Raw genomic sequence first — 14,129 nt, forward strand, 5'->3', positions numbered from 1 at the left:
GTTGAATTTCAAACGCCGCGCAGGGTGATGAGCCGGCGATACGCCCAACGCGCCGCCAGCACCAGCAGTGCCAGGCAGCAATACAGGCCCAGCAGCGGATCAATCAGGTAATCCCAATAGTTGTGGGAAGGTTTGATCCCGACAATGAAGGCCAGGGTCGCGCTGGCCAACATCACCACGGCCAGGTAATGACGCAGATAAAACAGGCCTAGCGTAATCAGTGCGACGAACAACAACAGGGGACGCGGGTTGTAACCCCGCCGGTAAGGATCCAGCTCACTCAGGCCCAAGGTTGCCGGGTACAACACCAGGGCCAGCGCGGCGAAGAGGATCAATACACTGGTTTGCCCCTGCTGCGCGGGCGGCAACACGCCCAGCCGACGCAAACACCCCCATGCCATGAACACCAGCGAGGTGATCGCAAGGTCATCGATATGGCTGCGCAAGTAAGCGGCCAGCGACAACCCGCCCAGCGGTATGAAGCTGGCGACCAGCAAGGCAAGCAGCAGCGCAATGCGCCAGACCCTGTCCAGGCCAAAAGAGGGCAGTAGCAGGAAGATGATCATCGCGAAGCTGGCATGGGCTTGCCACAGATTAATCATTGGAGACGCTCGGACAGCCAGGCATCGTTGAAGGTGACGTGTTTGATGAAAGTGTTGTTCCAGGAATAAACCAGGTGATACATCCCGTCGGGACTGCGGATAAAGTAGGGGTATTCATATTCATATTCAAACTCACACTCCTGGCCTTTACACACACGTTTGTCCAGGTTATCGAGGAATTGCGCTTCTAGCGCCTGGCGCAGCTTGCCACTGGAACCACGGAACTGTGTGCCGATGATTTCCTTGTAGACCAGGGGGGTATACGGATCGCCCTCTGGATCCGGTGATTTGTCCAGATTGTGCAACAGGCGCCAAATGTCCATTTTCGCATCGGTGACATACAGGCTCAGCTTGAAGCGCCCCTCTTGCAGGTCATTGAGCGCTACCAGCAACCCGTGTTCGGGCGTGGCAACGGCCGCCAACGAGGAATTGGGGTTCGAAGGAACCAGCGGATACGGTTCGCTCCAGCTTTGCCCGGCATCTTCCGTGCGGCTCGCCAGGACTCGGTGGTAGGTGTTGCCGGCATAACGCAACAAGGCGATGCCGCGCTGACCATCCAGCGGAACGATCGCCGGTTGCAATGAATTATTGCCGTGGCTGATGCGGAATTTATCGATCACCACACCGTCTGCGCTCAAGTACAGGTACTCGGCAAACTTGCCGAGGAATTCGTGGTAGACCGGCAAGCCGATGGAGCCGTCGGCATGAAACACCGGTGCCGACCGGACCAGGGTGCTGATGTTCAGGAAAGGTGAAGTGATCAATTGGCGCGGCGCCGACCAATGTCCACCAAAGTCGTCTGAAACCATCACATTGACCGCGCTACCGGCCCAGCCGCCCATGGATACGGAGACGTAGAACAGCCACAGGCGATTGTCCGGCGCGAGGGCAATGACCGGGTTGCCCAGTTTGCGGATGTATTTTCGCGTGCTTTGTTGGGTCGAATCCCGGGTCGCCATGACCTGTTCCTCCCCCCACTCGCCGGTGCCAGGGTTGAAACGGGCGGAGCGCACCTGCACATCGGCTGCGCCTTCGCGAGTGCCAGCGAACCAGACCGCCATCAGGCTACCGTCAGGCAAGGCAGTGACCGCCGCGGAATGCACGAAGTCCACCAATCCGGAGGAGGCGAACCGGCTGGTATAGATGGGTTTGGCTTCTTTGTCCGCCACAGCCATGACTGGATTCATCAAGGCAAAGGCAGAATGCTCGGGGGCAGGGTGGGTGATCCATGCGCCCGCGAAGAGGCAAACCAGGGCAAGGTAGGCAACGAGAGCAGGAATGCCGGGAAATTTGATGCGCATGATTAAGCCTTTGGCATTTCAAGGCCCATTAGAACACTCAACACAAGACTTTGGTACATGATTGAATTGTAAGAATTTCTATTCTGCAGGCTGTTGTTTGTAGGCGCGTGCTTCGGGCAGATACTGCAGACCTGGCGCAACTCGATGGCTTGTCCCTGCCTGCTGTATTTCCCAACGGAATCATTGAGTTACTGAATGGTCATAGACAGGGTTTGAACGCCGTGTGGGATTTTCCATCGGCCAAAACCCTCTCACCCCCATGACCTTCAGGATGCTCAAATGAATCGCGCAGTAATGATGACCCTGGCCCTTTCCAGCCTGCTCTTGCTGGGCGGTTGCGGACCTCACTGGGAAGACGGAGAAAGGTACGGCCGATATCACGATCATGATCATCGCCGTGGATATGACCAAAGGGATGACGATGATCGAAAGTATGACCATCGATACGATCGTCGTGACGATGACCGCGACAACCGTCGTTATCGCGATCGTGACGACCGGGACGACTGATACATCCAGGGTCTTTTGAAAGAGGGGTAGGGGTTGATCAGCTTCCCGACTCGCTACCTCTCTGATTGTCCCCGTCATCTTCCGACTCCGCGTCTTTTTTAATGGAATGCGCGTCGGCACCGGCGTTTGAACCCGCCGCTTCCTCGCCCTTTTTATTGGCCTTTTCCTCGTTTGATTCAGCGTTGAGCCCGGGAAGGGCGGAAGGTGGAATGGTTGCATCCTCGGTTGTTTTCTCGGCTGCCAGCACGTAAAGCGGCGAGGCCGACAGCAGGCCCGTCAGCATGAGAGCGGCAATGGTGGTGTTCATCGTTTGAGTCTTCCGTGCGAAGGGATGTACAGCATTGGAAGAGTGGCTCAAAGGAAGGTGCGCAGCGGCGGACGAGCGGCAGGTTTGAAAAAAACTGTACCGGGCGACATACACCTTGTAGGAGCCGGCTTTCTGGCGAAGCGAGGGTGGCCGTTATGCCGCCATCGCTGACAAGTCGGATCGCTGCACCGCAGCTCAGGGGACACGTAAATCCGAATTTTCACGGCCGCCAGATTTCAACATCCTTCGCATCGCCCGTGCCGTCAGCCAGGGTGCGGGTCGGCAGTTGCCGTTGGGCGCTGCGTTACAGCAGTCGCCCAGGAACCATCACTTTTCGGCGATTTGTTGCTGGACGGGATATGCAGATAGGACATCACGCTTTCGGTCAGTTCGGTCGCCAGCTTGACGGCTTCCTTGTTGCGAGCCGTCACGCCCGCCACCAATCCTTCGATCAGGGCGAGCACGGCAATGTTGGAAACCATCTGTTGCAAGGTCGCGACCAGCTCGGCCTTCATGCCGGTGTACCCGCCCAGGTTCAGCGCCTTTGGCCAAACGATTGACCGCGGCTGGCGAGGTGGACGGGGGGCGGCGATCTACTTTCGTTGCCGGTCAATCCTGTGTTCTTCTTCATCCCTGCCTTCCAGCTGGGGTTCTCTTCGTTGTTCATGGAAGACCAGACGCCTGAAACGAACAGCTAGCGTCGGGTCAGAAAAGGCGTAATCGCGGGGGAAACTGCGCCCCGCGTTGTAATTTTCAACGAAAAATCGCGCGACTTAAATTTTGTACTTGATCACGATCCCTTTGAGTTTGCGGCCATTGACGGTCTCTACGTCGCGAGCCCATAGCGGCCCGTTGAGATAGGCACCTACCGGCTGGATATGGTCATACACCACCACCACGGCATCGCCACCGAGCTTGGCGGATTCTTCCCGCAGTTTCTGTTCGACCTCGGTAATGGGCGGAGCCGGGTCGACACTGGCGTCGATCAGTATTTCGCCCAGTCGAACGTGCGGGCGCAGGGGCTCGGTGCGCAGCACCACAACTTCACTGGGCAGCGTCGGTGCGGGATGTTCCACGCCAACGTAGGCGGTGGTCTGGGCATCGACTGTCGCGCAACCGCTGAGTGCCAGCAGGGCGGCGGCGAGCCCTCCCGCCAGCAGCGACAGTTTGAAACGGGTGGACCATGACGCGTCATGGGTTTGCATGGTGGTTTCCTCCGAAGGGCCGCTGCCACGTGGGTGGCTTGTTGACGGTAGCAGACGCCCCGGGAGTTTCCAGAATGCACGACCGTTCCAGGCCAGACCTGCGTGATGGCTTGCACAACGTCGCTGCAAACGATCCTGTTACTGGTCCTTCTCGCAGTTGATCATCCACGACACGCCAAAACGATCGACCAACATGCCAAAACGCGCCGCCCAGAAGGTGGCCTCAAGCGGCATTTGTACCTTGCCGCCTTCGGACAGGGCCGAAAACACCTGTTCAGCCTCCTTGATGCTGTCGACATTCAACGAAATCGAACAGCCGCTCATCTCGTCGGTGGGGCGATCAGGGGTGGTGTCCGAGCCCATGATCGCCTGATCGCCCACGGCCAGCCGGGTGTGGATGATCAGATTGTGCAGATCCTTGGGTACGTGCTCGGCGGCAGGCGTTTCGCCGAAGGTCAGCATGGCTTCGATTTGGCCTTTGAGGCTTTCGGCATAGAAGGTGAACGCGGCTTTGCAGTCGCCATTGAAGATCAGGTAGGGATTGATTTTCATGATTGCGCTCCCGGTCATTGACGGTACACATCGAATTGGACGCCGCTTGCAAGCGTGAATTCCGATGGCATTGACTGGTCAAGCAAAGCGCTAAAACGCGGCGCGAGCCTGGGTATTTTTAGATGTTTTCTCGATAGGGCGCGCCAAGCTTATAGCCTCGCTCGGGCGCCGTGGCGCCAGCAAACGCTCGATGCCGCCGCTGACCAGGTTCTCCAGCAGTTCATCGTGCTCGCCCTCGTCCAGCGAATGGGACGTCAGCCAGCTGGGAGCGTTGTTGAGCAAGGCGGCGATGGCATGACCGGCCGCCAGCAGGCCCGATTCACTGAACCTCGAACGGGCGCCGAGGATCACCAGCAATTGGCGTTCGTACTGCTCGCGCAGTTGTCGAACCCGTGCCTGTTGCTCTTCGTTCAGGCAACCGCTGTCGCGTTCCACCAGGCGAAAATGCCAGGGCATGTCGCGATGCAGGTTCAGGTGCGCGCGGATCAGGCTGTTGAGTCGGTCGCGTTTGGCCGGCGCCTGTTGCTTGATGCGCCCCAGCGTGGCCAGCAGCTCTTCGTAGAACTCTTCGATCAAGTCCAGCAGCAGGTGCTGTTTGCTCGGGAAATGGTGATACAGCGAGCCCGGGGAAAGCCCCAGGCACGTCGCGAGCTCACGCATGCCGACCTGACCGAAACCCTTGCTGGCGAACAACTCCAGCACCTTGTCCCGGTATTCGGCGAAACGCGAGCAACGCTCAGGCATAGGCATGGAAGCCGCGCCCCGTCTTGCGTCCCAGGTAACCGGCGGCGACCATTTCCTTGAGCAATGGCGCCGGGCGGTATTTGCTGTCGTTGAAGCCTTCGTAGAAGGCCTCCATGATCGCCAGCAACGTGTCCAGGCCGATCAGGTCCGCCAGGGCCAGCGGGCCGATAGGCTGGTTGCAGCCCAGGCGCATGCCGGCGTCGATGTCCTCGGCACTGGCAAGGCCTTCCTGGAATACCAGGATCGCTTCGTTGATCATCGGCACCAGGATCCGGTTGACCACAAACCCCGGGCGATTGCCGGCGGTGATTGCGGTTTTGCCCAGGCGGGTCGCCATGTCCAGCGCCAGGGCATGCGTGGCATCGCTGGTTTGCAGGCCGCGAATGACTTCGATCAGGCCCATCACCGGCACCGGGTTAAAGAAGTGCAGGCCGATGAAGCGTTCAGGCTGGCTGACACTGGCAGCGAGCTGGGTGATCGACAGCGACGAGGTGTTGGAGGCGATCACGCACTCGGCGCTGACCTGCGCGGCAATCTGTTGCAGCACCCGCAGTTTCAGGTCGAGGTTCTCGGTGGCGGCTTCGATCACCAGTTGCGCGTCGTGCAGGCTGCTGTAATCGGTGCTGATGCGGATCTTGTCGAGGGCGGCGTTCTTTTGCTCGGCGGTCAGGGTTTCCTTGGCGACCTGCCGGTCAAGGTTCTTGCCGACGGTGGCGAGGGCTTTTTGCAAGGCACCCTCGCTGATGTCCAGCAGGGTCACGTTGAAACCCGCCAGGGCGCAGACTTGCGCGATACCGTTGCCCATGGTGCCGGCGCCGATCACGCCAATGTGTTGCAGATTCATGTTGCCGTCCTTTCGATAAACCCTGCGATACCTTGGCCGCCGTGATGGCCGAAAGCGTACTATTGCCGCGAGTCTAGAGCCGGCAGGGTGGTTGGCCTATGCCGCAACTGTTCAACGGCACTGATGTTTTTTGCCATTTCGGGTGATGGGGAGCGAAGCGTTCGCATGCGGGAAAAGGACTCGGTAGCCGCCTACTTCGTGCAGGCAATGATCCACGGGCTGGTGGACGATCCGCAGCGTGTACGGGTTGTGCTCGAACAGGCGGGCATCGACCCGGCGGTGATGCAGCAACCCACGTTGCGGGTTCCGGCCAGCGCGTTTGCAGCGCTGTGGCTGATCCAGATCCGCGAGCTCAACGACGAATTCTTCGGCCTCGACTCCCACGGCATGCCGCCGGGAAGCTTCGCCCTGATTTGCCGGGCATTGATCCAGGAGCCCGATCTGCACAAGGCCATGCGCCAGTGCCTGGTCAACTTCGCCCTGTTCCTGCGCGATTTCCGCGGCACGCTCACCGTGCGCGGCAAACGGGCGGTCATCAGCCTGCAGAGCCAGGGTGCCAACGAAGACGTCAGCCGTTTCGGCGAAGAGACCTTCCTGGTGTTGATGATCAGCCTGCTGTGCTGGCTGGGTGGTAGGCGCATCCCGATCGACCGCGCGGACTTTCGCCATGAGCGCCTGCCACTCAGCGACGACCCCTTGCTCTGGGGGCCGAACCTGACCTTTGGCGCCGAGCGCACGGAAATCGAGTTCGCCAGTCATTACCTGCGGCTGCCGGTGGTCCAGGACCTGGCATCGCTCAAAGTCTTCCTGCGCACCGCGCCACAATGGCTGGTAATCCGCTTTCGCAACCAGCACGGCCTGGCGTCACAGGTCCACCAGCGCTTGCGCAACAGCCATTACAGCCAGTGGCCGACCCTGCAGGCCTTTGCCCTCGAACAGCACCTGAGCCCCAGCACGTTCCGCCGAAAACTGGAGCGCGAAGGCTGTTCCTATCAGGAGATCAAGGACGAAGTACGACGCGGGGTGGCGTTCGAACAGTTGCGCGGGAGCCAGGCCAGTATCGGCGATATCGCCGAGCAACTGGGTTTCCAGGAGCCGAGTGCGTTTCACCGGGCTTTCAAGAAGTGGACGGGCGAGAGTCCGGGGCGGTATCGGGCGCGGTTTCAGGGGGAGCGGCCCGATACTTTGGCGGAGCCTTTGGAGTGAGCCCGTTTTTTGCCCGCGCCACCTCGCTTCTTGACCAGGCACGTCGTGCTTTGCTCCTTGTCTGGGGCACATCCCGTGCTCTGTTTCTGGGGCTGGTGCTGGCAACGCTGGTCGCCGGTGTGCTTCCGGCGCTGGCGGCGTGGCTGGGTCAGCGCATTGTCGACGCCGTGGTCTTCGCCATGCAATTGCATGCGCAACAGGGCAGTGCGCCATTGTGGCCGGTGGTGCGTTATGTGCTGTTCGAGGCGGGCGTGCTGGCCTTGCTGTCCGCCGCCCAGCGTGCGCTGTCGGTGCAGCAGTCGCTGTTGCGGGTGCAGTTGGGGCAGAAGGTCAACACGATGATTCTGGAAAAAGCCCAGACGTTATCGCTGGTGCAGTTCGAGAATTCCGAGTTCTACGACAAGCTGGTGCGGGTTCGGCGCGAAGCCTCGACCCGGCCGTTGGCGTTGGTGATGAAGTCGCTGGGCCTGATCCAGAACCTGATCGTGCTGATCAGCTTCGGTGTGTTGCTGGTGCATTTTTCGCCTTGGGCGCTGGTGTTGCTGGTGATTGGCGCGTTGCCGGTATTTTTTGCCGAGGCGCACTTTTCCGGGGATGCCTTTCGCTTGTTTACCCGCCGAGCGCCGGAGAGTCGGCAGCAGAACTACATCGAGACGTTGCTTTCCCATGAGGGCTACATCAAGGAGGTCAAGCTGTTCGGTTTCGCGCCGCTGCTGTTGCAGCGTTACCGTGACACCTTTGCCAGGCTCTATGCCGAGGACCGGCGGCTGACCCTGCGTCGCGATGGCTGGGGATTTGCCCTCGGCCTGCTCGGCACCGCGGCGTTCTACCTGGCCTATGCCTGGGTGGTGGTCGACGCCGTCCACGGCAACATCAGCCTCGGACAGATGACCATGTACCTGGTGTTGTTCAAGCAGGGACAGGCGGCGGTGAGCAGCAGCCTGAGCGCCATCAGCGGTCTGTACGAGGATGGCCTCTACCTGTCGAGCCTCTATGAATACCTGGCCGAACCCGTGGTTGCCGACACGGGTCATCTGACGGTGGGCGCGGTGCCTGGCGATGGCTTGCGGTTCGAGAACGTCGGTTTCCGTTACCCGGGTGCCAGTCGCGCCGCGCTGACAGGCATCGACCTGCACCTGGTGCCGGGGCACAGTGTGGCGCTGGTGGGGGAGAACGGTTCGGGCAAGACCACGCTGATCAAACTGTTGACCCGGCTATACCGTCCCGATCACGGGCGCATTCTGCTGGACGGCAGCGATCTGCAGGCCTGGGAGGAAGATGCGCTGCGCCGGCGCATGGGAGTGATCTTCCAGGATTATATTCGCTACCAGTTTTCCGTCGGCGAGAACATCGGCGTGGGCGACACGCTGGCGTTCAAGGATGAGCAGCGCTGGCAGCAAGCCGCCGCCGAAGGCATGGCCGCGCCGTTCATCGAGCGACTCGATCGCGGCTACGCCACGCAGCTGGGGCGCTGGTTTGCCGGTGGGCTGGAGCTGTCCGGCGGGCAGTGGCAGAAAATCGCGCTGTCGCGCGCCTATATGCGCCGCGATGCCGATATCCTGATTCTCGACGAACCGACCTCGGCACTCGACCCGGCGGCGGAAGCGGCGGTGTTCGAGCATTTCAGCCAGCACACCCAAGGCCGCATGACCCTGCTGATATCCCACCGTTTTTCCAGCGTGCGCAATGCCGATCACATCATCGTGCTGGATCAGGGCACCATCCTTGAGCGTGGCGATCATGCCACGCTGGTCACGGCCGGCGGGCGTTATGCGCAGCTGTTTGATCTGCAGGCACGGGGCTATCGATAACCCTCAGGAATCCTGGGCGCCCCGCGAAACCATGCCCCTTGAAACCCTGCCCCCTGAAACCATAGGCCCGGCGATCAGCGGTTTAGACCGCATCAGGCCTTCCAGCGCCTGGCGATATTGGCTGCCGCCCAGGCTCATGCTGTTGTTGTGCGTGCCGCCAGGTATCAGCAACAGACGCTTGGGTTCGTTGGCCGCATTGAACAACTGCTGACTGAACCTCGACGGCATGAACTGATCGGCCAGGCCATGGACCACCAGCAACGGCATGTCGATGTCGACGATCTTGTCGATGGAGTCGAACTTCTGCGACAGCAACCAGCGCACCGGCAGCCAGTTCACCGGCAGGTTGTTGCCCGCCACTTCGGTGACGGCATCGCCCAGCGAGGTGAAGGTAGACTCGATCACCAGGCCGCGCACCGGGACCGGGTGTTTTTCCTTTTTCGCCTGTGCGGCCAGGTCCGCTGCCAGGTCGATGGCCACCGCGCCACCCAGGGAGTGGCCGTAGATCAGGCGCTTGCTGGCGTCCGGTTGCATCGCCGTGAAGCGTTCCCAGGCGGCCCGGGCATCTTCGTAAACGCTGGCCTCCGACGGTAAATCACCTTTGCTCTGGCCAAAGCCCCGATAGTCGATCGCCAGCACTGAATAGCCCATGGCGCGCAATTGCTCGATGCGAAAGGCGTGGCCGGTCAGGTTCCAGCGTACGCCATGCAGGTACAGGATCGATGGCGCGTCACGGCGCGCGGCCGGCCACCACCAGGCATGCAGGTTTTGTCCGGTGTTGAAATCGGCAGGCTTGATGTCGAATTCCTGCACATCCTGCGGCAAACCGCGATACCAGCCGGCCGTGCCCGGTTCGATGCGAAACAGCAACTCGCGCTCTTTGTACTTGAGCGCGCCGCAACCCACGGGCAGGCCGACGACAAGCGCGGCCATGCACAGCAGCGGTAGCCAGCGTAGGCGCAGGCGGGTGAGAAGGGCAGCGGTCATCGGGTGGTTCACTGATACGGACATGAAGTCCGCGTTTTAACAGATGCGCGCGCGGGGTGGGGAAAAATGCGACTTGTGGGAGTGGGCTCGCACTTTTGAATGCCTTGTAGGAGCAATGCTTGCTCGCGATGGTCGTGAACGATAACGCGCCCTGTCTGAATGATCTCCTCGTTCGGACCTCCATCGCGAGCAAGCATTGCTCCTACAGGGGGACGAATACATCCGCGAAACCAGGCTGCCTTCACGCCCAGAGGCTTCCCCCCAACCATAGAATCCACAGGGATCAGCGCCGCAATCAGTCCACGCGCAGCACAATCTTGCCGATGTAATCACCAGCCTCCATCCGCTCAATGATTTTTCCAGCGCGGTGATGCGGCGACCCACCGTGGCCTGATCGACACCCAACACCCGCGCAGCGTTGATTCGCGGCAGGGAGAAGGACGGACTGGTCAGGCTGGATTACGGCATTTCAGGCAGCTCTTGCGGACGCAGATCGAACACCAGTACTTCGGCATCCACCCCATTGCTCAAGGTCAGCAACTGTTCTTCGCGAACCCGCACACCGTCGCCTTCCTGCAGCGGCACGCCGTTCAGTTCGACGCGACCGCGAGCCACATGCACATAGGCATAGCGATCGCTGGCCAGTTCCAGAGTGGCACTCTCTTTGCCATCGATCAGGCCGGCATACACCCGCGCGTCCTGGCGCACCTTCAGCGAACCCTGGGCGCCATCAGGGGAGATGATCAATTGCAGGCGACCACGTTTTTTCTGCGCGCTGAAATGCTCTTGCTGATAGCGGGGTTTGGCACCGCTGACGTCCGGGACGATCCAGATTTGCAGAAAGTGCACGGGCCGGGAGTCCGAGTGGTTGTACTCGCTGTGCGCCACGCCGCTGCCGGCGCTCATCAACTGCACATCGCCGGGACGGATCACCGAGCCGGTTCCCAAGGTGTCCTTGTGTTCCAGCGCGCCTTCGAGCACATAGGAGAAAATCTCCATGTCGCGGTGCGGGTGCTGGCCGAAGCCTTTACCGGCCGCCACGCGGTCATCGTTGATCACCAGCAGATCGGAAAAACCCTGTTCTTTCGGGTTGCGATAGCTGGCGAAGGAAAAGGTATGGAACGACTTCAGCCAACCGTGACTGGCCAGGCCACGATCCGATGCTTTGCGAAGGGTCAGCATGATGAAATCTCCTGTGGGGACGTCAAATCGTCCGAGTGAGGAGAAGGTTAATGTTTACCGGTGGATGCAATAAGTAGATGGACATTGAAATACTGTCTCTCTCAGGTTGACAGTAAAGTGCAGACGACGCTGAGCTCCCACTCCGCCATAATGCATGGCAATGCCGGTGAGCAGTCCGCATCCTTTTTTGATTCCAGTGATTTTGAACCCATGAAAACCGTGGCAATGCTGCTGTTCCCCGACTTTCTCCTACTCGACATGGCAGGGCCCATGGAGGTGTTTTCCATTGCCAATAGATATCTCAAGCCTGACGACCATTATGTTCTGACGACCATTGGCACCGAGCCCGGGGCACTGCGGGCGTCCAATGGCGTGAGGGTGCAGGCTGACCTGCCTGTCGATCAGGCCTGTGACGGCTTTGATTTGTTGCTGGTACCCGGTGGCCCCGGTGCCTACAACGAAAAACATCCACCCTTGCTCGAGTGGCTCAAGCGCAACGTCAGTCGATCGAAGACCTATGGCTCGATCTGCACCGGGGCGTTTGTGCTGGGGCACGCCGATTTGCTCGACGGCTATCGCGTGACCACCCACTGGCATTACACCGAGCGATTGATCAAGGCATTCCCCAAGGCGACGGTCGAGACCGACCAGATTTACGTCCAGGACCGCAACCTAATCACCTCCGGCGGCGTCACCGCCGGCATTGACCTGGCGCTGGCAGTGGTCGCCGAAGACCATGGCAAGAAAGTCGCCCAGGACGTGGCCAAGGTGTTGTTGGTGGTCATGAAGCGCCAGGGTGGCCAGGCGCAGTTCAGTCCGTTGATGGCAGCGGTAGCCCCTAATGAAACGGCGATCACCCGGGTGCAGAACCATGTGCTAGAACACCTGGACGAAACCTTCAGCATCGAACGCATGGCCGGCCTGGCCACCATGAGCCCGCGCCATTTCGCCAGGGTCTTTGCCCGAGAGGTGAACATGACACCCATGGAGTTCCTGCAAAGCGCACGCATCGACTGCGCCAGGAATCTGCTGGAGACCACTGAATTGCCGCTCAAGACCGTTGCGTTCAAAAGTGGCTTCGGCAGCGTGCGCCACATGCGCTTCCTGTTCAGTGAAAAGCTCGGCCTGACCCCGACCCAGTACCGCGAGCAGTTCAGCTAGCGCCCTTGTCCGTTGTGCGCACCCTAATGGCCGTGACGCTCCCCTCATGGCTGTTGTTCCGTCACCGGGGCCTGCCAAGATACCGGTGAACTCATTGCAAGGAAGGTACGGAGCCTGGATGGCCTCACGTGCCAAGCAGGTTTCCAGCGGGTGAAAGTGGATGAACAGTCTTGGAAATGTAAACAGCGACACGGTGCTGTACTTCGGCCCCTATGCGTTCCACCTCAATCAACGACTGGTCCTGGAAGGTGATCAGCCGTTGCGCCTGGGCGGGCGCGCTCTGGACATCTTGCAGGTGCTGGTCGAGCATGCAGGCTCTGTGGTCAGTAAAGACGAGCTGATTGCTCAGGTCTGGCCGAGAACGGTGGTCGAGGAAATCAACCTGCGGGTGCACATTGCTGCCTTGCGTCGGGCCTTTCGTGACGGACAGAACGGGCACTGCTACATCGTCAATATCCCCGAGCGTGGCTACAGTTTTGTCGCGCCGGTGCAGCAGGCAAGGGAGGTCACGCCTTTCGCCGTCGACTCTTTTCAGAACCCCCCACACAACCTGCCGGCACGACTCACCCCCGTCACTGGTCGCGATGCAGTGGTTGGCAGTCTGGTGCGGCAGTTGCCGGTGCGCCGTTTCATGACCTTGGTCGGGCCCTGTGGCATCGGCAAGACCACCGTTGCGCTGTGTGTCGCCGAATTGCTGTTGCAGCACTATCGCGATGGGGTGTGGCGGGTGGATCTGGCGATGATCGATGACCCGGCGCATGTGGTCGATCATTTGACGCGCACGTTGCAGCTGGACGTCGGCATGACCCTGGACGCGCTGGGGCAATGGCATGCATTGCTGGTCCTCGACAACTGTGAACACCTGCTTGAAGGCTGCCGGACACTGGTCGAGGCGCTGCTGATTTCGGCACCCCGCCTGTCGATTCTCGTCACCAGCCGTGAACCGCTGCTGGCCACTGGCGAAACAGTTCTGCCTTTGCCGCCGCTGCTGGTGCCACCCACGTCGGCATTGTGCAGTCTCGATGAGGTCATGGGCTATTCGGCGGTGCAGTTGTTCGTCAGCCGTGCTCGAGCCCGCCAACAAGGATTTGCCCTGCGCGAGCAGGACCTCAAGGCCGTGCGCGAAATCTGTCGGCGACTCGATGGTTTGCCTCTGGCCATTGAGCTGGCGGCGGCGCAGATCGATGCGCTGGCGCTGGTGGGGTTGCAAGCGCAACTGGATAACTGTTTTCAGATGCTGACCCAGGGGCGACGCACGGCAGTGCCGCGGCACCAGACCATGAAAGCGGCCCTGGACTGGAGCTATGAGCGGCTGACACCTTTGGAGCAAACTGTTTTGCAGCGTCTGGCGGTGTTCAAGTCGGCGTTTACTTTCGACGCGGCGATGGGCGTGATCAGTTGCGCGACGTTGCGGCCCTCCAGTCTGATCAGCGTAATGGAAAGCCTGGCACTGAAATCGCTGCTGTCCTTGGAGCAAGTGCGCGGCGTAACCCGCTATCGCTTCCTCAATACCACCCGTTGCTATGCCCTGGAAAAACTCGAACAGAGCGGGGAATGCTGTTCACATAAGACATCTTCGGGAACGCAAGAGACCTGTGGCGAGGGGATTTAGCGAAACGTCGCACCGCCCCGTCCGGCTGCTAAGCAGTCGTAAACCCGAACAACTCAGTCAGTCTGAATGGACGCAGGGGGCCGCTTCGCGACCCAACGGGGATAA

The 14,129-nt window shown here is 60.3% G+C and carries 14 protein-coding genes and 1 pseudogene; 5 read left to right on the forward strand and 10 right to left on the reverse strand.

The window, feature by feature from the left end; translation table 11 throughout:
- Window positions 1–8: 8 nt before the first annotated feature.
- Complete coding sequence (locus tag ACA058_RS11420) at window positions 9–602, reverse strand: hypothetical protein (protein ID WP_497639164.1); 594 nt, start codon at window positions 600–602, stop codon at window positions 9–11.
- The gene (locus tag ACA058_RS11425) at window positions 599–1,903 is read right to left on the reverse strand and encodes a sialidase family protein (protein ID WP_497639165.1); all 1,305 of its coding nucleotides are present in this window, start codon (window positions 1,901–1,903) and stop codon (window positions 599–601) included. The genes ACA058_RS11420 and ACA058_RS11425 overlap by 4 nt, the downstream gene beginning before the upstream one ends.
- Before the next feature lie 279 nt (window positions 1,904–2,182).
- Here ACA058_RS11425 and ACA058_RS11430 point away from each other — a divergent pair, with 279 nt between their 5' ends.
- A complete protein-coding gene (locus ACA058_RS11430) occupies window positions 2,183–2,413 on the forward strand; it encodes a hypothetical protein (RefSeq protein WP_497639166.1) in 231 nt (76 codons plus the stop codon).
- A 37-nt stretch (window positions 2,414–2,450) separates the two neighbouring features.
- Here the strand turns inward: ACA058_RS11430 and ACA058_RS11435 are convergent, their stop codons facing one another.
- The 6 genes and pseudogenes from ACA058_RS11435 to ACA058_RS11460 all read right to left on the reverse strand — a co-directional run bounded on the left by ACA058_RS11435 (window position 2,451) and on the right by ACA058_RS11460 (window position 6,065).
- The gene (locus tag ACA058_RS11435; RefSeq protein WP_497639167.1) at window positions 2,451–2,720 is read right to left on the reverse strand and encodes a hypothetical protein; all 270 of its coding nucleotides are present in this window, start codon (window positions 2,718–2,720) and stop codon (window positions 2,451–2,453) included.
- A gap of 263 nt (window positions 2,721–2,983) precedes the next feature.
- Window positions 2,984–3,196, reverse strand: a pseudogene (locus ACA058_RS11440) (hypothetical protein); the annotation flags it as partial.
- 297 nt (window positions 3,197–3,493) lie between these two features.
- Window positions 3,494–3,925, reverse strand: a complete 432-nt coding sequence (locus ACA058_RS11445; RefSeq protein WP_497639168.1) for a hypothetical protein — start codon at window positions 3,923–3,925, stop codon at window positions 3,494–3,496.
- 138 nt (window positions 3,926–4,063) lie between these two features.
- Complete coding sequence (locus tag ACA058_RS11450; RefSeq protein WP_497639169.1) at window positions 4,064–4,477, reverse strand: VOC family protein; 414 nt, start codon at window positions 4,475–4,477, stop codon at window positions 4,064–4,066.
- A 90-nt stretch (window positions 4,478–4,567) separates the two neighbouring features.
- Window positions 4,568–5,227, reverse strand: coding sequence for a TetR/AcrR family transcriptional regulator (locus ACA058_RS11455; RefSeq protein ID WP_497639170.1), 660 nt, complete (start codon window positions 5,225–5,227; stop codon window positions 4,568–4,570).
- Window positions 5,214–6,065 carry a 3-hydroxybutyryl-CoA dehydrogenase gene (locus ACA058_RS11460; RefSeq protein WP_497639171.1) on the reverse strand — a complete coding sequence of 284 codons (852 nt, stop codon included), beginning with the start codon at window positions 6,063–6,065 and terminating at the stop codon, window positions 5,214–5,216. Before ACA058_RS11460 ends, ACA058_RS11455 begins: the two co-directional genes overlap by 14 nt.
- 165 nt (window positions 6,066–6,230) lie before the next feature.
- Here ACA058_RS11460 and ACA058_RS11465 point away from each other — a divergent pair, with 165 nt between their 5' ends.
- Both ACA058_RS11465 and ACA058_RS11470 read left to right on the forward strand, forming a co-directional pair.
- Window positions 6,231–7,271 (forward strand): AraC family transcriptional regulator, encoded by a 1,041-nt coding sequence (locus ACA058_RS11465; RefSeq protein WP_497639172.1) that lies wholly within the window; start codon window positions 6,231–6,233, stop codon window positions 7,269–7,271.
- Entirely contained in the window at window positions 7,268–9,082 is a 1,815-nt protein-coding gene (locus tag ACA058_RS11470) for an ABC transporter ATP-binding protein (RefSeq protein ID WP_497639173.1), read from the forward strand. The genes ACA058_RS11465 and ACA058_RS11470 overlap by 4 nt, the downstream gene beginning before the upstream one ends.
- A 3-nt stretch (window positions 9,083–9,085) precedes the next feature.
- Here the strand turns inward: ACA058_RS11470 and ACA058_RS11475 are convergent, their stop codons facing one another.
- The gene (locus ACA058_RS11475) at window positions 9,086–10,069 is read right to left on the reverse strand and encodes an alpha/beta hydrolase (RefSeq protein ID WP_497639174.1); all 984 of its coding nucleotides are present in this window, start codon (window positions 10,067–10,069) and stop codon (window positions 9,086–9,088) included.
- A gap of 459 nt (window positions 10,070–10,528) precedes the next feature.
- Complete coding sequence (locus tag ACA058_RS11480) at window positions 10,529–11,251, reverse strand: pirin family protein (protein ID WP_497639175.1); 723 nt, start codon at window positions 11,249–11,251, stop codon at window positions 10,529–10,531.
- Between the two features lie 210 nt (window positions 11,252–11,461).
- On the opposite strand from ACA058_RS11480, the gene ACA058_RS11485 reads away from it, so the two are divergent.
- Together ACA058_RS11485 and ACA058_RS11490 are read left to right on the forward strand one after the other, a co-directional pair.
- Window positions 11,462–12,412, forward strand: a complete 951-nt coding sequence (locus tag ACA058_RS11485) for a GlxA family transcriptional regulator (RefSeq protein ID WP_497639176.1) — start codon at window positions 11,462–11,464, stop codon at window positions 12,410–12,412.
- A gap of 160 nt (window positions 12,413–12,572) precedes the next feature.
- Window positions 12,573–14,024, forward strand: coding sequence for an ATP-binding protein (locus tag ACA058_RS11490; RefSeq protein ID WP_497639177.1), 1,452 nt, complete (start codon window positions 12,573–12,575; stop codon window positions 14,022–14,024).
- Window positions 14,025–14,129: the final 105 nt, after the last annotated feature.

The organism is Pseudomonas sp. LBUM1649 (assembly GCF_059716155.1).